Annotated in this window: 15 protein-coding genes; 7 read left to right on the top strand and 8 right to left on the bottom strand. The window is 72.3% G+C overall.

All coding sequences use genetic code 11. From position 1 onward, the window contains the following. Nucleotides 1–227 precede the first annotated feature (227 nt). From ABZX40_RS04465 to ABZX40_RS04450, 4 genes are all read left to right on the top strand, one after another. Nucleotides 228–2063 carry an ABC transporter ATP-binding protein gene (locus ABZX40_RS04465; RefSeq protein ID WP_355737063.1) on the top strand — a complete coding sequence of 612 codons (1836 nt, stop codon included), beginning with the start codon at nt 228–230 and terminating at the stop codon, nt 2061–2063. Continuing rightward, on the top strand, nt 2060–3841 hold the full coding sequence (locus ABZX40_RS04460; RefSeq protein ID WP_355737061.1) for an ABC transporter ATP-binding protein: 1782 nt from the start codon (nt 2060–2062) through the stop codon (nt 3839–3841). Before ABZX40_RS04465 ends, ABZX40_RS04460 begins: the two co-directional genes overlap by 4 nt. Nucleotides 3842–4071: 230 nt before the next feature. Then, nucleotides 4072–4539: a DUF5709 domain-containing protein gene (locus ABZX40_RS04455; RefSeq protein ID WP_355737059.1), complete on the top strand. Its 468-nt coding sequence runs from the start codon at nt 4072–4074 to the stop codon at nt 4537–4539. A gap of 141 nt (nt 4540–4680) precedes the next feature. After that, nucleotides 4681–4953, top strand: coding sequence for a type B 50S ribosomal protein L31 (locus ABZX40_RS04450; protein ID WP_355737056.1), 273 nt, complete (start codon nt 4681–4683; stop codon nt 4951–4953). Between the two features lie 491 nt (nt 4954–5444). Here ABZX40_RS04450 and ABZX40_RS04445 read toward each other — a convergent pair whose 3' ends face one another. Then, nucleotides 5445–6236: a metal-dependent hydrolase gene (locus ABZX40_RS04445; protein WP_355737053.1), complete on the bottom strand. Its 792-nt coding sequence runs from the start codon at nt 6234–6236 to the stop codon at nt 5445–5447. A 145-nt stretch (nt 6237–6381) separates the two neighbouring features. On the opposite strand from ABZX40_RS04445, the gene ABZX40_RS04440 reads away from it, so the two are divergent. Together ABZX40_RS04440 and ABZX40_RS04435 are read left to right on the top strand one after the other, a co-directional pair. After that, nucleotides 6382–8895, top strand: coding sequence for a DUF3516 domain-containing protein (locus ABZX40_RS04440; RefSeq protein WP_355737050.1), 2514 nt, complete (start codon nt 6382–6384; stop codon nt 8893–8895). Nucleotides 8896–8947: 52 nt separating this feature from the next. Beyond that, entirely contained in the window at nt 8948–9814 is an 867-nt protein-coding gene (locus ABZX40_RS04435) for an acyl-CoA thioesterase II (protein ID WP_355737048.1), read from the top strand. Between the two features lies 1 nt (nt 9815). On the opposite strand, the gene ABZX40_RS04430 is transcribed toward ABZX40_RS04435, so the two are convergent. Both ABZX40_RS04430 and ABZX40_RS04425 read right to left on the bottom strand, forming a co-directional pair. Then, a complete protein-coding gene (locus tag ABZX40_RS04430) occupies nt 9816–10988 on the bottom strand; it encodes a DUF6397 family protein (protein WP_355737045.1) in 1173 nt (390 codons plus the stop codon). Between the two features lie 126 nt (nt 10989–11114). Then, a complete protein-coding gene (locus tag ABZX40_RS04425) occupies nt 11115–11531 on the bottom strand; it encodes a roadblock/LC7 domain-containing protein (protein ID WP_355737042.1) in 417 nt (138 codons plus the stop codon). Nucleotides 11532–11645: 114 nt separating this feature from the next. Here ABZX40_RS04425 and ABZX40_RS04420 point away from each other — a divergent pair, with 114 nt between their 5' ends. Next, nucleotides 11646–12074: a PPOX class F420-dependent oxidoreductase gene (locus ABZX40_RS04420; RefSeq protein ID WP_355737040.1), complete on the top strand. Its 429-nt coding sequence runs from the start codon at nt 11646–11648 to the stop codon at nt 12072–12074. Between the two features lie 80 nt (nt 12075–12154). Here ABZX40_RS04420 and ABZX40_RS04415 read toward each other — a convergent pair whose 3' ends face one another. The 5 genes from ABZX40_RS04415 to ABZX40_RS04395 all read right to left on the bottom strand — a co-directional run bounded on the left by ABZX40_RS04415 (nt 12155) and on the right by ABZX40_RS04395 (nt 17650). Then, on the bottom strand, nt 12155–12760 hold the full coding sequence (locus ABZX40_RS04415) for an ATP/GTP-binding protein (protein ID WP_355737038.1): 606 nt from the start codon (nt 12758–12760) through the stop codon (nt 12155–12157). Between the two features lie 347 nt (nt 12761–13107). Further along, nucleotides 13108–13521 (bottom strand): DUF742 domain-containing protein, encoded by a 414-nt coding sequence (locus tag ABZX40_RS04410; RefSeq protein WP_355737036.1) that lies wholly within the window; start codon nt 13519–13521, stop codon nt 13108–13110. A gap of 17 nt (nt 13522–13538) precedes the next feature. Next, nucleotides 13539–13976 carry a roadblock/LC7 domain-containing protein gene (locus ABZX40_RS04405; RefSeq protein ID WP_355737033.1) on the bottom strand — a complete coding sequence of 146 codons (438 nt, stop codon included), beginning with the start codon at nt 13974–13976 and terminating at the stop codon, nt 13539–13541. Next, on the bottom strand, nt 13973–16378 hold the full coding sequence (locus ABZX40_RS04400) for a nitrate- and nitrite sensing domain-containing protein (RefSeq protein ID WP_355737031.1): 2406 nt from the start codon (nt 16376–16378) through the stop codon (nt 13973–13975). The genes ABZX40_RS04405 and ABZX40_RS04400 overlap by 4 nt, the downstream gene beginning before the upstream one ends. A gap of 495 nt (nt 16379–16873) precedes the next feature. After that, a complete protein-coding gene (locus ABZX40_RS04395) occupies nt 16874–17650 on the bottom strand; it encodes an MHYT domain-containing protein (protein WP_355737028.1) in 777 nt (258 codons plus the stop codon). Between the last annotated feature and the right edge of the window lie 103 nt (nt 17651–17753).

The following is a 17753-nucleotide window of genomic DNA, read 5'->3' as shown; positions in this document are numbered from 1 at the left end:
CGTCCGTTCTCCGCCGCACCCGCCGGTAAAACCGTTTGCCTTCGACCACGCGGCGGAGCGAACCTTGCACGGTTTGCTGTCGGCGCGCGCGAGGCGACCGACCGCGCCCGCCCACCGCCGCCCCCTTGCCTCTCCCCATCCCTTCCTACGCCTCGCCCTCCCCCTTCCGACTCCTTCGCCTCGCCCTCCCTCTTCCGACCGCCCCTGATACGAGCCACTGGGACACCATGCAGATCCAAGACCTTCCCTACATCGACCCAGGTGTGCCGGACGCGCGCTCGGGGCCACAGTTCCTGAGGTGGCTGTTCCGGAACCAGCTGGGCGGTCAGCTCAAGGCGCTGGCCTGGGGAGTGCTGCACTTCGTGTCGGTCTCCGCGATGCCGTTCTGCGTCGGGCTCGCGATCGAGGCCGTCGTGGACCGGTCCGGCGCCCGGCTCGCTCTCGCGGGCGGTCTGCTGGCGCTGGCCGGCGTCGGTATCGCCGTCGGTGACACCTTCCTGCACCGCACGGCCGTCACCAACTGGATCACCGCCGCCGCCCGGGTGCAGCAACTGCTGGCCCGCAAGACCGCGCAGCTCGGTTCGGCGCTCACCCGGCGGGTCGCCGCGGGCGAGGTCGTCGCGGTGTCGACCGGTGACGTGGAGAAGATCGGCTGGTTCGTGGAGGCCGTCTCCCGGTTCACCGCCGCGCTGCTGACCATCGTCATCGTCGCCGTCGGCCTGGTCGTCTACCAGCCCGCGCTGGGCGTCGTCGTCGCCATCGGACTGCCGGTGCTGGCGCTCTCCGTGCTGCCGCTGCTGCCGCGCGCCACCCGTCGCGCCGACGTCCAGCGCGAGAAGGCGGGCCACGCCACGGAGCTGGCCTCGGACACGGTGGCCGGGCTGCGGGTGCTGCGCGGCATCGGCGGCGAGGAACTCTTCCTCGACCGCTACCGCCGCGCCTCCCAGGAGGTCCGCCACGCGGCCGTCCGCAGCGCCCGCATGTGGTCCCTGATCGCCGCGATCCAGGTTCTGCTGCCCGGCCTGCTGCTGATCGGGGTGATCTGGTACGGCATCGGACTGGCCCGCGAGGGCACCATCACGGTCGGTGAACTGGTCACCGTCTACAGCGCGGTGATGATCCTCAGCTACCCGCTGCGGCACTTCGAGGAGATCGCCATGGCGTACTCCTTCTCCCGTCCGTCCGCGCGGCGGGCCGCCCGGGTGCTGGCGCTGGAGCGGGCCACCGACACCCGCGGGACGCGCGAGGCCGAGGTGCCCGGCGGCGATCTGCACGACCCGGAGACCGGGCTGCGCGCGCCGTCCGGTGAGCTGACCGCGGTGGTGTGCGGCGACCCGGACGCGGCCGGACGGCTGGCCGAGCGGCTCGGCGGCCACCCCTCCGAGCAGGGCACGTCCGTGCTGCTGGACGGCATACCGCTGGACGAGTTGCCGCTGTCCTCGGCGCGCACCGCCGTACTGGTCCAGGACAAGGACCCGGTGCTGCTCTCCGGCACCCTGCGCGAACTGCTCGACGTACCGTCGTCCGGGAAGGTCGCGCCGGAGGCGGCGCTGTCCGCGGCGCAGTGCGACGACGTGCTCGCGGCGCTGATCCAGGGCTCGCTGGATGTGAAGGACCCGCTGGACGCGCATCTGACCGAACGCGGACGGTCCCTCTCGGGCGGCCAGCGGCAGCGGCTGGCGCTCGCGCGCTCGCTGATCACCGACCCCGAGGTGCTGGTCCTGGACGAGCCGACCTCGGCCGTCGACTCGCACACCGAGGCCCGGATCGCCAGAGGCGTACGGGAGCTGCGCAAGGGGCGCACGACGGTGGTGTTCACCTCCTCACCGCTGCTGCTCGACCGGGCGGACCGGGTGGTGCTGGTGCACGAGGGCACCGTCGCCGCGGTCGGAGAGCACCGCGAACTCGTGCACAGCGAGCCCCGGTACCGGGCGGTCGTGACCCGCGAGACGGACGAGGAGGCGGACGCGGCGACTGCTGATCAGCGCCCGGCGACCCGAGTGGCCGAAAAGACACAAGAAGTGACCGACGAGACCCAAGAGATAATCGAGGAGAGCGCATGATCGGCGTGGCGCCACCGGCGTACGACCCGGCGGCCCCGACGACCGCGAGCACCCTGCCCGTCGGAGCCCCGGCCACCGTGCGCGCGTACGTGCGGGAACTGTTCCGCCGCCACCGGCGGGCCTTCCTGGTCCTGATGGGCGTGAACACGGCCGCCGTGGTCGCCTCGATGGTCGGCCCGTATCTGCTGGGCGGACTGGTGGAGCGGGTCACCGACAACGCCCGTGACCTGCATCTTCAGCTCACCATCGGATTCTTCCTGACCGCGCTCGTCATCCAGGCACTCTTCGTGCGGCAGGTGCGGCTGCGCGGCGCGATGCTCGGCGAACGGATGCTGGCCGATCTGCGCGAGGACTTCCTGGTGCGGTCGGTCGGGCTGCCCCCGGGCGTGCTGGAGCGGGCCGGAACCGGCGATCTCCTCTCCCGGATCACCACCGACATCGACCGGCTCGCCAACGCCATGCGCGAGGCCGTACCCCAACTCGCCATCGGGGTGGTGTGGGCCGCGCTGCTGCTCGGCGGTCTGGTCATCACCGCGCCGCCGCTCGCCGCCGCCGTCCTGCTGGCGCTGCCGCTGCTGATCGTGGGCTGCCGCTGGTACTTCCGGCGGGCGCCCTCGGCGTACCGCTCGGAGGCGGCCGGGTACGCGGCGGTCGCCGCGGCGCTGGCCGAGAGCGTCGACGCGGGCCGCACCGTCGAGGCGCACCGCCTCGGCGACCGGCGCACCGCCCTGTCGGACCGCCGGATCAAGGAGTGGACCGCCTGGGAGCGGTACACCCTGTGGCTGCGCTCGGTGCTGTTCCCGGTCATCAACGCCACCCATGTGACCGTTCTCGGGTCGGTGCTGATGATCGGCGGGGTCTTCGTCCTCCAGGGCTGGATGGACGTCGGCCAGCTCACCACCGGCGCGCTCATCGCGCAGATGCTGGTGGACCCCGTGGGCCTCATCCTGCGCTGGTACGACGAGCTCCAGGTGGCGCAGGTGTCGCTGGCCCGGCTGGTCGGCGTCCGGGACATCGAGCCCGGCGCCGGTGACGCCACCCTGGCACCGGACGGCCGCCATGTGCGGGCCGACCAGGTGCACTTCGGCTACGTCGAGGGCGTGGACGTCCTGCGCAAGGTCTCCCTGGAGGTGGCCCCGGGCACCCGGCTGGCGCTGGTCGGCCCGTCCGGCGCGGGCAAGTCCACACTCGGACGGCTCCTGGCGGGCATCTACGGCCCCCGCACCGGCCGGGTGACCCTGGGCGGCGCGGAACTCTCCGGCATGACCGCCGAACGGGTCCGCTCCCATGTCGCCCTGGTGAACCAGGAACACCATGTCTTCGTGGGCTCCCTGCGCGACAATCTGCGTCTCGCCCGCGCCGAGGCCGAGGACGCGGAACTGTGGGCCGCGCTCGGGGCGGTCGACGCGGACGAGTGGGCCCGCACCCTCGACAAGGGCCTGGACACCGAGGTCGGCTCCGGCAGCCTGGCCCTCACCCCGGCCCAGGCCCAGCAGATCGCCCTGGCCCGCCTGGTGCTGGCCGACCCGCACACCCTGGTGCTGGACGAGGCGACGTCCCTGCTGGACCCCCGCGCCGCCCGGCATCTGGAACGCTCCCTGGCCCGCGTCCTCGATGGCCGCACGGTCGTCGCCATCGCCCACCGCCTGCACACCGCCCACGACGCCGACGTCATCGCCGTCGTCGAGAACGGCCGCATCAGCGAACTCGGCAGCCACGAGGAACTCGTCGCGGCGGACGGGGCGTATGCGGCGCTGTGGAGGTCGTGGCACGGCTGACCTGCTGCCCGCGCGGGTGACCCGCTGCCCCACCCTCCGGGCCACCCTCGCCTCTCCCTTCCCCTCCCCTCCCCGTGCACTCTCCGTCACCCTCCGCCCCGTGGCGTTGCGCGGTCCCGAAGGGGGGTGGAAGGCTGGATATCGGCAACGGCATCGGCTTGCTGGCCAAGCCCGCCCGTCCCGGGAACCATCCGGTTGGTCGGGGCCGTCTCCAGCACCTGGAGGTACCTGTGAACAGCGCCGAGGGATGGGGAGACGACGTCTACCAGCCCGACGGGTCCGAGGTCCAGGACGACGCGGGGCTGCTCGATCCCGAGGACACCCTCGTCGACGACGGCGTCGACGACCCCCTCGATCGCGGCTGGTCCCCGCCGGAGCGCCCCTGGGCGGTGGAGCGCGACGACGTCACCGCCGCCGAGCGCCGGGAGGGCGAGACCCTGGACCAGCGACTCGCCGAGGAACTGCCCGACCTCGCCGCCCCCGACGGCGACGGGCTGGGCGACATCGAGGGCACCGACGGCGAACTCTGGGACAGGGAGGTCGGCGCCGACCGCTCCGGGCGCCTCGTCGCCCCCGACGAGGGCGCCCACGAGGACGAGGAGAGCGCCCTGGTCGCCACGGACGTCGGCATCGACGGCGCGGCGGCCTCGGCGGAGGAGGCGGCTATGCATGTCGTGGACGAGGATGCTTTGGGCTGATCCGGACCGGGGGGCTCCCCCCTCCCCCTCCCTCCCCGCCCCCCGCCTCCACCACCCCACCCCTCCCGCCCCTCCCCCTCCCCGCTGTCCGCCGTCCCACGCCCACCCGGCCACCCCGCCGCCGCTGTGACAGGAGCCGTCATGCAGCAGGACAAGCACCCCGACTACCACTCCGTCGTCTTCCGCGACCGCGCCGCCGGATACGCGTTCCTCACCCGGTCGACCGCGACCAGCGAGACCACCATCGAGTGGGACGACGGCGAGACCTACCCCGTCGTGGACGTCGAGATCTCCTCCGAGAGCCACCCCTTCTACACCGGCAAGGCCCGCACCGTGGACTCCGAGGGCCGTGTCGCCCGCTTCGAGAAGCGCTACGGCACCGACCGCGGGTCCGCCTCCGGCCCGGCCTCCTGAGGTCCGGCGCGCCCTGCCCTCCGCACACCTGGCCCGCCTCGCCCCACGGCTCCCCACCTCGACCGGGGCCGCCACGGCGGTGCTCGGCACCGGCGATGCCCGGGACTCTCCGGTGCCGGGGACTGGCGGTGCTCGGCGTTCTCCGATGCCCTGTGCTGGCAATGCTCGGCGGTTTCCGGTGCTCGGACCGTCAGCGCTCGGCACTCTGCATCGCCCGGCACCGGCGATGCCCCGCCCCTCCCGTGCCCCATCCCTTCCTGTACCCGGGCCCTTCCCGTGCCCCATCCCTCCCGTGCCCCGGCCCTTCCTGTACCGGGGCCACTCCCGTGCCCCATCCCTCCAGTGACTGACCCGCCCCCTCCCGTGCCCAGCACCGGCGATACCCGGCCTGGCACCTCGCCGTGCTCCCCGCCGACGGTGCCCCCGCCAGCAGCGCCCGGCACTGGTGGTGCCCAGCACTGGCGGCGCCCGGCACTGATGGCGCCCCCGCCTCAGATGACGTTGAGCGCCGCCGCCCCGCCCACTCCGCCGAGCAGTATGAACACCGGCATCAGCACCTTCAGCTCCACCCAGCTGCCCGCCCGGAAGCGCAGGGCCTTCGGCGGTCCGAGCGGGTACCAGCGCTTGCGGCCGATGGGGATCGGCCACAGGATCGGGCAGCCGGACACGGTCAGCGCGTCCCCGATGCAGTGCACCAGTGCGCCCAGGACGATCGGCAGCCCGAGCCACAGGTACTCCTGGCCGGGTTCCGTGAACAGCCAGTCCGCCCCGTTGCCCGGCTTGTCCAGGACACCGGCGAGGATCCAGGCGCTGGTCGCCGCGAGCAGCCACACCAGGACATCGCTGCTGGGGCGGGCCGCCCGCCACAGCAGGCCCTCGATGGCGAGCACCATATGCACGAAGAGGATGGCCAGCACCGCCCAGCGTCCGCCCGTGATGGCGAGCGCCGACGCTCCGCCGCCGATCAGTACCGCCCATACCCAGGTGTGGGTGAGGGTGCGGTGGCCGCCGGTGCGGCGGGGGTCGCCCTGCTTCCTGGTGGCCTTGTAGACGGCGAAGGACAGTTTGTCGACGATCTCGCAGAGGGCGCGGGAGATGGGTCCGAAGGCGCGGGAGATGGTGGCGGCCTTGTGGTCGAGGTCGGGGGCGAGGGCGGCCCCGGCGCAGATCAGGGCGCCGACCAGGAGGACCGGCCAGGGCATGGTGTGGCCGGCCGCGGCGGAGGCGGCTCCGACGCCGAGCCAGGCGGCGGCTCCCGACAGTGAGTGTGCTGGTCCCATCATCGCCGCTGCCCGCCCCATTCCTCGTGTGCCGCTGTCCAGTTGGCCGTGTGCGCTGATGCCACGTCGGCGACACAGCGTAGCGTTCGCGATCTTCCCGTCCGCAGCCGATTCCCCGCTGGGCGCCCGGGGCAGGCAAGATGGGGTCGTGACGCTCATCGATCAGCTGCCGCCGACCGCCGACCCCGACGCCCTCTACGACGCTTTCGAGTCGTGGGCCCAGGAGCGCGGTCTCACGCTCTATCCACATCAGGAGGAGGCGCTGATCGAGGCGGTGTCGGGTGCGAATGTGATCGTGTCCACGCCGACCGGTTCCGGGAAGAGCATGATCGCGGCGGGTGCGCATTTCGCCGCCCTGGCGCGGAACGAGGTCACGTTCTACACGGCGCCGATCAAGGCGCTGGTCTCGGAGAAGTTCTTCGAGCTGTGCAAACTGTTCGGCACCGAGAATGTCGGCATGCTCACCGGTGATGCCTCGGTGAACTCCGACGCGCCGGTGATCTGCTGCACCGCCGAGGTGCTGGCGTCGATCGCGCTGCGTGACGGCAGGAACGCGGATGTCGGTCAGGTGGTGATGGACGAGTTCCATTTCTATGCCGAGCCGGACCGAGGCTGGGCCTGGCAGATTCCGCTGCTGGAGCTGCCGCAGGCGCAGTTCGTGCTGATGTCGGCGACGCTGGGTGATGTCTCGATGTTCGAGAAGGACCTCACCCGGCGCACCGGGCGTCCCACCTCGGTGGTGCGTTCGGCGACCCGCCCGGTGCCGTTGTCCTACACCTACCGGCGCAGCCCGCTGACCGAGACGCTGACCGAACTGCTGGAGACCAAGCAGGCGCCGGTCTACATCGTGCATTTCACCCAGGCGCAGGCCGTGGAGCGGGCGCAGGCACTGATGAGTATCAATATGTGCTCGCGTGAGGAGAAGGAGCAGATCGCCGAGCTGATCGGCAACTTCCGCTTCACCACCAAGTTCGGCCGTAATCTGTCCCGCTATGTCCGGCATGGGATCGGGGTGCATCACGCGGGCATGCTGCCCAAGTACCGGCGACTGGTGGAGAAGCTGGCGCAGGCCGGTCTGCTGAAGGTCATCTGCGGCACGGACACCCTCGGGGTGGGGGTCAATGTCCCCATCCGTACGGTGCTGTTCACGGCGCTGACCAAGTACGACGGCAGCCGGGTCCGGACGCTGCGCGCCCGGGAGTTCCATCAGATCGCGGGACGGGCGGGCCGCGCGGGTTTCGACACGGCGGGGTACGTGGTCGCGCAGGCGCCGGAGCATGTGATCGAGAACGACAAGGCGCTCGCCAAGGCCGGCGACGATCCGAAGAAGCGCCGCAAGGTGGTCCGCAAGAAGGCGCCGGAGGGGTTTGTCGCCTGGAGCGAGGACACCTTCGAGAGGCTGATCGGCTCCGAGCCGGAGCCGCTGACGTCCCGGTTCCGGGTCACGCACACCATGCTGCTGTCGGTGATCGCCCGGCCCGGCAACGCCTTCGAGGCGATGCGGCATCTGCTGGAGGACAATCACGAGCCCCGCAAGCAGCAGCTGCGGCACATCCGGCGGGCCATCGCCATCTACCGCTCGCTGCTGGACGGCGGGATCGTCGAGAAGCTGGACAAGCCGGACGCGGAGGGCCGGATCGTCCGGCTCACCGTCGACCTCCAGCAGGACTTCGCGCTCAACCAGCCGCTGTCCACCTTCGCGCTGGCCGCTTTCGAACTCCTCGACCCCGAGTCGCCGTCCTACGCGCTCGACATGGTCTCCGTGGTGGAGTCCACGCTGGACGATCCGCGCCAGATCCTGGCCGCCCAGCAGAACAAGGCGCGCGGTGAGGCCGTGGCCGCGATGAAGGCGGACGGCGTCGAGTACGAGGAGCGCATGGAGCGGCTCCAGGACGTCACCTACCCCAAGCCGCTGGAGGAACTGCTCTTCCACGCGTACGACACCTACCGGCGCAGCCATCCCTGGGTCGGGGATCATTCGCTGTCGCCGAAGTCGGTGGTGCGGGACATGTACGAGCGGGCGCTGTCCTTCACGGAGCTGGTCTCGCTGTACGAGCTGGCCCGCACCGAGGGCATCGTGCTGCGCTATCTCGCCGGCGCCTACAAGGCTCTCGACCACAACATCCCCGACGATCTGAAGTCGGAGGATCTCCAGGATCTCATCGAGTGGCTCGGCGAGACCGTCCGCCAGGTCGACTCCAGTCTGCTGGACGAGTGGGAGCAGCTCGCCAACCCGGCGGAGATGACCGCCGAGGAGGCGCAGGAGAAGGCCGACGAGGTCAAGCCGGTCACCACCAACGCGCGCGCCTTCCGGGTGCTGGTCCGCAACGCCCTGTTCCGCCGGGTCGAACTCGCCGCCCTCGACCAGGTCGGCCAACTCGGTGAGCTGGACGCCGAGGACGGCTGGGACGCGGACGCCTGGGGCGAGGCGATGGACAAGTACTGGGACGAGTACGACGACCTGGGTACGGGTCCCGACGCGCGCGGGCCGAAGCTGCTGGTCATCCGGGAGGAGCCGGAGAACGCCCTGTGGCGGGTCCGGCAGATCTTCGACGACCCGCGCGGCGACCACGACTGGGGCATCAGCGCCGAGGTCGACCTCACCGCCTCCGACGCCGAGGGCCGGGCCGTCGTCAAGGTGACCGCCGTCGGCCAGTTGTGAGCTTCGGCGCCGGACCTTCCCACTCCATCGCAGGACATTTTTGAGGACACCCATGACGAACCCGGCCGAACGGCTCGTGGACCTGCTCGACCTGGAGCAGATCGAGGTCAACATCTTCCGTGGCCGCAGCCCGCAGGAGTCGCTCCAGCGGGTCTTCGGCGGGCAGGTGGCCGGCCAGGCGCTGGTCGCTGCGGGCCGCACCACCGAGGGCGACCGCCCGGTGCATTCGCTGCACGCGTACTTCCTGCGTCCGGGCCGGCCGGGCGTGCCGATCGTGTACCAGGTCGAACGCGTGCGGGACGGCCGGTCGTTCACCACCCGCCGGGTCACCGCGGTGCAGCAGGGGCGCACGATCTTCAATCTCACCGCCTCCTTCCATCAACCTGAACAGGGTCCTTTCGAGCATCAGTTGCCGCCGTCCCGCGAGGTCCCGGACCCGGAGTCGCTGCCGACCGTCTCCGATGAGATACGGGAGCATCTGGGCGCGCTTCCGGAGCAGTGGGAGCGCATGGCCCGCCGCCAGCCCTTCGACATCCGCTATGTGGACCGGCTGCGCTGGACACCGGAGGAGGTCAAGGGCGCCGAGCCGCGCAGTGCCGTCTGGATGCGCGCGGTCGGCCCGCTCGGTGACGATCCGCTGGTGCACACCTGCGCGCTGACCTACGCCAGCGACATGACGCTGCTGGACGCGGTCCGCATCCCGGTCGAACCGCTGTGGGGTCCCCGCGACCTCGACATGGCCTCGCTGGACCACGCGATGTGGTTCCACCGTCCGTTCCGCGCCGACGAGTGGTTCCTGTACGACCAGGAGTCGCCGATCGCGATCGGCGGACGGGGTCTGGCCCGCGGCCGGATCTACGACCGGGAGGGACGTCTGCTGGTGTCCGTCGTGCAGGAAGGGCTGTTCCGCGCGCTGTAGCTCATGCGCGGCGCCGCCGGAACCAGCGCAGCCATCCTCGGGGCCGGCGTTCCTCCCGGCCGGGTGCGTGGGGTGCGGGAGCGATCGTGACCAGGCCGTGGGCCGTCGGACGGGATGAAGCGGTGCCCGCCGGCCCGGATGGCCGGGGTGCCGCCGGCGGGGGCGATGCGGAGCCTGTCGCCCCGCGCGGCTGGGGCGCCGTCTGACGGGGCCAGGCGGTGTGCGTCCCCCCACCACTCGGCCGGGGCGCCGCGCGATGGGGCCAGGCTGTGTCCGGCGCCCCACTCGGCCTGAGTGCCGCCCGGCGGGGCCAGGCGGGGCCCGTCGCCCCGCTCGGCCGGGGCGTTGCCCGGCGGGGCCAAGCGGTGTCCGTCGGTCCGGTCGGCCTGGGTGCCGGGCGCGGTGCGGGGCGTTCGGTGCGGGCCTCCGCGAGGGCCTGGGCCAGATCGGTGCGCAGCCAGTCGATCTCGTCGGCGTCGGTCGCGGTCATGGCCCTCGCCGCGGCGTCCGCGGTCCGTGAGCCCGGCGCCCCGTAGGCGGGTGTCACCGGCCGGAACCGGTTCAGCTGGGCCCGCTCGCAGGGGTCGCGGACGATGTCCGGGATCAGGGAGCGGTCGAGGAGTGAGGCGATGGCCGCGGCCTGGGCCCAGGGGTCCTCGGCCTGGCGGAGCAGCATGCCGAGATGGCGTCCGCGCCAGTTGCGGGCGCGCAGGTCGAGCCCTTCCTTGAGCTGGTTCGCCATGGCCTTCGAGGAGCGTCCCCTGAGATGGCGGGTGTTGCGCTCGTCCGCCCCGAACCGGCGTACCTCGTCGGCGAGGTAGAGCCAGACGAAGGCACGGTAGCGGTTGAAGCAGAAGGACACCGGGACCAGAAGGCCCAGTTTGCCCAGGCGGTGGAACCGGTCCGCGCAGATGTCGAGCATCCGCCCGCCTTCGGGTGCGGCCACGGTCTGGATGGCGGCCCACAGGTTCTGCGGGAACTCGTCCTCCGTGCGCAGCCGGTCGATCTCGGCGCGGGTGACGAGGCGGTGGGGGCCCAGCGGATCGGGGACGGAGCGGACCCGGCCGAGGTTCACGGCGAGTTCGAGGTCTTTGCGGCTCAGGCCCAGTTCACGCGCTGCGCGGCCGGTGGTCCAGAACGCGCTGTCCGGTGGGGCGAAGGTGTTGCCTGACATGATCGGTCTCCCCCGTGGAGTGTGGCGCTCACGCTGTGTGCGTTCGCGGTCACACCACCGTAGCCGCCCCGGCCGATCTCGTGGGGAGCCTGTGGATAACTTTGCGGAGGCGGGAGAATCCGCAGGTCAGCCGTCTGAGGTGGGGGTTTTCTCGGGTTGCCGGATGTCCACGCCGAGGTGTTCGCCGACCCGGTTGACGAGCAGGGTCATCTCGTAGGCGATGCGGCCGATGTCGGCGTCCGCGCCGCTGAGGACGCACAGGCAGCTGCCGCTGCCGGCGGCGGTGACGAACAGGACCGCCTCCTCGAACTCGACCATGGTCTGGCGCACCCCGCCGGCACCGAAGTGCCGCCCGGACCCCTTGGCGAGGCTGTGCAGTCCGGAGGCGACGGCGGCGAGATGTTCGGCGTCCTCGCGGCGCAGTCCGGTGCTCGCGCCTGTGACCAGCCCGTCGTTGGACAGCACCAGCGCGTGCCGTACCTGCTCGACGCGCTCGGTCAGATCGTCGAGCAGCCAGCCGAGTCCCTTGCCGGTCCGTGCCATGGTCCCGCCCTCCCCTGGTGACTTCGCCCCCTGCTGACGGATCTCCGCGGCACCGGGGAAATCCCCTGCCAGCCTTCCCCACCGAACGGGCCGTGGGCAAGCAGGATGGAGGGCATGGCACAGAAGATGACCGACGAGGAATGGCGGGCTTTCGTCTCGCACGGCACCCGCACGGGCAAGCTCGCGACCGTACGCGCCGACGGAAGTCCGCACGTGGCGCCCATCTGGTTCGTACTGGACGGGGACGACCTGGTGTTCAACACCGGCAAGGGGACGGTGAAGGGACGGAACCTGCTGCGGGACGGCCGGATCTCGCTGTGTGTGGACGACGACCGGCCGCCGTTCGATTTCGTGATTGTGCAGGGCCGGGCCCGGATCTCCGAGGATCTGGACGAGCTGCGCCACTGGGCGGGCCGGATCGGGGCCCGGTACATGGGCGAGGAGCGGGCCGCGGAGTTCGGCGAGCGCAACGGTGTGGCGGGTGAGCTGCTGGTGCGGGTCGCGATCGACAGGGTGCTCGCGGAGAAGGAGGTCGCGGCCTGATCCGCGCCGCGCCCGCGGTTACCGGGTGCGGCCGGTGGGGCAGGAGGGGTTGCTCGGCGGCACCGGCCGCGGCCGTCCGGTCAGCTCACCGAGTCCAGCAGCCGGGCGGTGTGCATCCGCCCGGCGTGTTCGACCAGCCGGATCAGGACCTCCTTGCCGGAGTCGCGGTCGCGGGCGTCGCACAGGACGACGGGGGTGCCGCGGTCCAGGTCCAGGGCCCGGGAGACGTCCTGGGCGCCGTAGGAGCGGGCGCCCGCGAAGCAGTTGACGGCGACCACGAAGGGGATGTGGCGGTGCTCGAAGTAGTCCACCGCCGGGAAGCAGGCCTCCAGGCGCCGGGTGTCGGCGAGGACGACGGCGCCCAGCGCGCCCTGGGCGAGTTCGTCCCACAGGAACCAGAAGCGGTCCTGGCCGGGTGTCCCGAAGAGGTAGAGGGACAGTCCGGAGCGGATGGTGATGCGGCCGAAGTCCATGGCGACGGTGGTGGTCACCTTGTGGTCCACCCCGTCGGTGTCGTCCACCAGCTGACCGGCCTCGCTGAGCAGTTCCTCGGTGCGCAGCGGCCTGATCTCGCTGACCGCGCCCACCAGGGTGGTCTTGCCCACGCCGAATCCACCGGCGACCAGGATTTTCAGCGCCAGGGCGGCCGGGTCGCCGTGGACGGTGTCGGATGTCTCGGTGACCATCGATCACTTCTCTCGGGGATGTGCGATGCGGAGGCGGACGGTTCGGATGGGCGTGCGAGGCGAGGCCGGGCGATTCGGGTGGATGTGCGAAGGCAGCATCATGGCAAAGCAGGCGCGTCCGCGCCGGACAGGACCGCTCATCACCCCATGTGACCGGTTCGGGCCTGTAGGGCGCCCGGTTGGGTGCACAAGTCGACAGGTCGGTGACCGGTTGGGACCGCGGGTCCGGGACAACGGGCGCGGCGGTGCCTCGCCCGCCTCCGGCACCGGTGCGTCGGTGATCCATGGGGTTCTGTCCTCCAGAGGCGCGCTGTACCGGCTCGGGCGGCTCACGGGCGGGTCGTCGACTAGAGCGCTCGCAGTCCGGCGATCACCTCGTGCAGAATCCGTTCGTCGGGCAGTTGCGCGGGCGGTACGGGGCGGGTGACGGTCACGTGTCCGCGCTCCAGCAGGTCGCCGAGCAGTACCCGGACGACACCGACCGGGACGTCGGCGCCCGCGGCCAGTTCGGCGAGGGACTGGGTCTCCTCCCGGCACAGTTCGATCAGCACCCGGTGCTCGGGGCCGAGTTCCGGGTCGTCGTCGGGGTCGGGGGCGCCCGGATCGAGGGTGACCAGGGTGATCAGGTCGAAGTGGACGCCGGCCGGGCCGGACTGGGTGCGTCCGCCGGTCATGGCGTAGGGGCGGACCAGGGGCCCGGCCTCGCCGTCGTACCACTGGCTGCCCTGCTCGCGCGGGGCGGCGTTCGTCGCGTCGCTCATGGGGGCGTCTTCCGGGCTCATCCGGCGGCGGGCGGCCGGGTGCCTGCCCGCGGGGCGGTGCAGAGGTGCTCGCCGACCCGCCGTACCAGGCGGGCCATCTCGTAGGCGACCAGGCCGATGTCGGCGCTCTCGGCGGTGAGCACGGCGAGGCAGGAGCCGTCTCCGGCGGCGGCCACGAACAGGAAGCCGTCGTCCATCTCCACCATGGTCTGGCGCACCCCTCCGGCGCCGAAGTGCCGTCCGGCGCCCTTGGCAAGGCTGTGGAAGCCGGAGGCGACGGCGGCGAGATGGTCGGCGTCCTCGCGGCGCAGGCCGTTCGACGCGCCGACGGCGAGCCCGTCATTGGAGAGCACCACGGCGTGTCGTACCTCGCTCACGCGCGTCACCAGGTCGTCCAGCAGCCAGTCGAGTTCGCCGGACCGCTGCGCGGCCCCTGGGCCGTGGTCCTGGATCATGCGGGGTCTCCTTCGGTGCGGGGGCTGCTGGCGGAACGGGGATCGGGGCGGGTGCCGGGACCGGGGCCGGTACCGGTACCGGGGCGGATGCAAGGGCCGCCGGGTCGTCGTCCGCCGCCGCGTGCCCAGCCGTCGCGGTAGGCGGCCATCCGGTCCCGTACGCGTTCCGGGGTGCGCGCCTCGTCGGTGCCCTGGGGCGGTTCCGGTGGGGGCTGTTCGGCGTGTCGCGCGCGTAGTTGCGGGGCGAGGCTGGCCTGACGGACCCGACGGGGCAGGTCGTCGCCCTCGGCCGCCGGGGGCTGCTGCGGGGGGCGGTGCGGACGCAGGGGGGTGACTCCCGCTGGCGGGGCGGTCTCGGGGGTGGCGGAGGGCACCAGGGCGGGGTGACCGCGGTGCTCGTCGGCGGCTCCGGGAACGGGGGGCACGCGCGCGTATGCGGGTTCCGGCAGCCGGGCCCCGGGAGCGGCTGCGGCGACGGCCCCATTGGTGGAACGTTCCTCCTCCGGGGGCGGGCCGGTGTGCAGCAGGGCGGTCGGGAGCAGGACGACCGCGGTGGTGCCGCCGTAGGGAGAGGTCTTCAGATGCACCCTGACGCTGTGCCGGGCCGCGAGTCTGCTGACCACGAAGAGGCCGAGCCGGTCGCTGTCGAACAGATCGAGCGCCTCGGACCGGGCGATGCGCCGGTTGGCCTCGGTGAGGGTCTCCCTGCCCATGCCCAGGCCGCGGTCCTCCACCTCCAGGGCATAGCCGTTGCCCACGGGTTCGCCGGTGATCCGCACGCGGGTGTGCGGGGGCGAGAACTGGGCCGCGTTCTCCACGAGTTCGGCGAGCAGATGGGTGAGGTCGGCGACGGCGGCGCCCGCGACGGACGCCTCGGGCAGCTGACGCACCTCCACGCGCGCGTAGTCCTCGATCTCGGAGACGGCCGCGCGGACCACGTTGGTCAGGGAGACCGGCATCCGCCAGGCCCGGCCGGGGGCGGCGCCGGAGAGAATGATCAAGCTCTCGGCGTGGCGCCGCATACGGGTGGTGAGGTGGTCGAGGCGGAACAGGTCGCTCAGTTCGTCCGGGTCCTCGGAACGCCGTTCCATGGTGTCCAGCAGGCTCAGCTGGCGGTGGACCAGGACCTGGCTGCGGCGGGCGAGGTTGACGAAGACCCCGGAGATCCCGCCGGCCAGTTCGGCGCGTTCCACGGCGGCCCGCAGCGCGGCCCGGTGCACGGTGGTGAGGGCCTCGGCGACCTGTCCGGTCTCGTCCTCGGCGGGCGGTCCGGGCGGGGCCTCCGCGCGGATGTCGATCTCGTCGCCCGCGCGCAGCCTGCGCATCGCCTCGGGCAGCTTGCGGCGGGCGATCTCCAGAGCGCTGTTGCGCAGGGTGACCAGTTCCACGACCAGGCCGCGGCCGATGCGTACGGAGATGACGAGCGAGGCGGCCACCGCGGCCAGGCCCAGCAGCACGGCGGCGCCCGCCGACGTGAGCAGTCCGCGGGTGAAAGGGTCGGCCCGCTCGGCGACGCCACGCCCGGTGTCCCGCTCGATGGCCCGCATACCGCCCTGCACGCGCGCGTGGACCTCGTTCCAGTCGTCCTCGGGGGCCGCCGCCAGCGCGGGGGCGCCGGAGCCGCTCGTGAGGATCTTGTCCTCCAGCGCGGCGAGGGCGGCGTAGGGGGCGCCGTCGGCGAGTCGCTGCCAGGCGAGGCGTTCGGGGCCGCGCAGATCGGCCACGGCGGACTCGGTGAACGCGCGGCGGGTCTCGGCGGCCCCGGTGAACAGCCGCAGCCGCGCGCCCGACAGCCCGTCCGCGAGGCGCGCGCCGGACAGCAGCACGTCCTCCTGGGCCAGTGCCTCTCCCGCGCGGGAGAATTCGAGCAGCACGCGCGCGTCGGAGCCGAGTTCGGAGTCCTGGATGCCGGTGAGCGCGCCTCCGACCGCGAAGGCGGCGGAGACATTGGCGGTGTACGTCCGGTAGGTCCGCTCCCAGCCGGTGCGCCCGTCGAGGACCGAGGTCCGCAGGGCAGGCAGCCGTTCGGCGCCGCTGACGAAGGTCTCCAGGCGCTGCGCCACTCCGGCGGGCAGTTCCCGGGCGTCGGCGACGGTGCCGTCGTCCCCGAGGCGCAGGGCGGCGACCGCGCGGTCGGTCTTCCCGGCGAGCCTTCTGAGGTCGTCTGCGTGGTCGCCGGTGGGGGCGGTGGCGTGGCGCACGGCGGCGGCGCGTTCGGCCTGGAGCGCGGCGACGGCGGTGGCCACGGGGGTGCGCACCTCGGCGTCCACACGCTGCAACTGCCGCAGCCGTGCGACGTCCTGGGCGGTGGTGACGGTGGCGTACGCCCAGAGGGCGAGGAGCGACACCACGGGGACCATCAGCAGACAGATGATCTTGGCCCGGACCGTACGGGGGCGCATACGGCGGCGCCCGGCGCGCGGGGACACTGGCCGGGCGCGGTGCGCTCCGGGTGCGCTTGAGGGGCGGGGTCCGCCGGAGGGGGCGGGGGCGGCGGTGTCGGCCAGTGCTTCTGGGGTGCCGCGTGGACCCGGGGTACCCAGGGGGTCCTTGGTATCCGGGGTATCCGGGGTGCCTGCCGCTCCTGCTGGATGTTCCCGTGCCCCCTCCGCCGTCATGAACCCGTCCGGGGTCTCGTCGGCCGGTGGTCCGGCATGGGCGCGGCGCCCGCGGACGGGGGGCGTGGGCGGTCTGCCGCCGTCCGCGGTGGTGGTTCTGCGCGGTGTACGCATGGCCTGCTCGCTCGTCTGGGGTTGGGGGGCGGTGGTGGTCGGGGCTGAGGGGCGCGGGCGGTCGGCGCACCGGTGTCCAAGAGCGGTGTCCGTCGGTCCCGGCGGGCCACTGCAACCCGGCACAGAGCGGTCCGTACAGGGCACACAGGGGCGGCCTTACGGCGTTCAGTGCGTCGCCGCCCCCACCACCGGCCGTTGCGCGGAGGCGGACTCCCCGCTCTCCCCCGTCGTGGGCGACAGCGCGACGAAGGCCGAGGTCAGGAAGAGATAGGACCCGAGGCCGACGGCGAGGGGGAAGATGAACTGCATGGCCGTGGCCCCGGGCAGTACCCCGTCCGACGGCGTGACCCGCACGTCGACCGCGAACATGCCCGTGTAGTGCATGCTGCTGACCGCCAGACCCATCACCAGGGAGGCGACGGTGACCGCGACGGGCGAGCTGATGTTCAGCGCCGCCCACAGGGCAGCGGTCGCCGCGACCACCGCGATCACCACGGAGAGCACGACCAGGACGGGGTCGTAGCGCACGTCGCCGTGCAGCCGGACCGCGGCCATGCCGAGGTAGTGCATGCTCGCGACGCCGAGCCCGGTGGTCAGCCCGCCGAGCAGCAGCGCACGGCCCCGGTCGCGGCTGTACCCGACGGCGAAGACGCCCGCGCAGACGACGGCCATGGCGACGATCAGGCTGAGAAGGGTCAGGGGTACGTCGTAGCGGATGTCGGTGCCGCTGACGCCGAAGCCGAGCATGGCCACGAAGTGCATGGTCCAGATGCCGGTGCCGAGGGCGGAGGCCGCGGTGAGCAGCCAGTTGCGCCGGGCGCGGCCGGTGGCGGCGAGTGCGCGGACGGTGCAGCGCAGCCCGAGCGCGGCGCCTGTGCAGGCCATCGCGTACGACAGTACGGGGGTGAGCCAACCGAAGGTGGCGTGGTCCAGGTGTCCCATGGCCAAGGGACGCTAGTCCGGACTGTGAGGCACAAAGGGAGCGTGTTTCGATAACTGGTGGAATATGACATAGCTATGTACCCGTTCGATCGGGTCGCGTTCG

The organism is Streptomyces sp. NPDC004610 (assembly GCF_040609715.1).
Lineage (GTDB): Bacteria > Actinomycetota > Actinomycetes > Streptomycetales > Streptomycetaceae > Streptomyces.
Note: the sequence above shows the minus strand (reverse complement) of the source record. Positions and strands in the feature narration are given on the sequence as shown.

Bases quoted from the DNA above. Each gene is read 5' to 3' on its own strand.
- ABZX40_RS04465 (WP_355737063.1), top strand. From the start codon at position 228: ATGCAGATCCAAGACCTTCCCTACATCGACCCAGGTGTGCCGGACGCG.
- ABZX40_RS04460 (WP_355737061.1), top strand. From the start codon at position 2,060: ATGATCGGCGTGGCGCCACCGGCGTACGACCCGGCGGCCCCGACGACC.
- ABZX40_RS04450 (WP_355737056.1), top strand. From the start codon at position 4,681: ATGCAGCAGGACAAGCACCCCGACTACCACTCCGTCGTCTTCCGCGAC.
- ABZX40_RS04445 (WP_355737053.1), bottom strand. From the start codon at position 6,236: ATGATGGGACCAGCACACTCACTGTCGGGAGCCGCCGCCTGGCTCGGC.
- ABZX40_RS04435 (WP_355737048.1), top strand. From the start codon at position 8,948: ATGACGAACCCGGCCGAACGGCTCGTGGACCTGCTCGACCTGGAGCAG.
- ABZX40_RS04430 (WP_355737045.1), bottom strand. From the start codon at position 10,988: ATGTCAGGCAACACCTTCGCCCCACCGGACAGCGCGTTCTGGACCACC.
- ABZX40_RS04425 (WP_355737042.1), bottom strand. From the start codon at position 11,531: ATGGCACGGACCGGCAAGGGACTCGGCTGGCTGCTCGACGATCTGACC.
- ABZX40_RS04420 (WP_355737040.1), top strand. From the start codon at position 11,646: ATGGCACAGAAGATGACCGACGAGGAATGGCGGGCTTTCGTCTCGCAC.
- ABZX40_RS04415 (WP_355737038.1), bottom strand. From the start codon at position 12,760: ATGGTCACCGAGACATCCGACACCGTCCACGGCGACCCGGCCGCCCTG.
- ABZX40_RS04410 (WP_355737036.1), bottom strand. From the start codon at position 13,521: ATGAGCGACGCGACGAACGCCGCCCCGCGCGAGCAGGGCAGCCAGTGG.
- ABZX40_RS04405 (WP_355737033.1), bottom strand. From the start codon at position 13,976: ATGATCCAGGACCACGGCCCAGGGGCCGCGCAGCGGTCCGGCGAACTC.
- ABZX40_RS04400 (WP_355737031.1), bottom strand. From the start codon at position 16,378: ATGCGCCCCCGTACGGTCCGGGCCAAGATCATCTGTCTGCTGATGGTC.
- ABZX40_RS04395 (WP_355737028.1), bottom strand. From the start codon at position 17,650: ATGGGACACCTGGACCACGCCACCTTCGGTTGGCTCACCCCCGTACTG.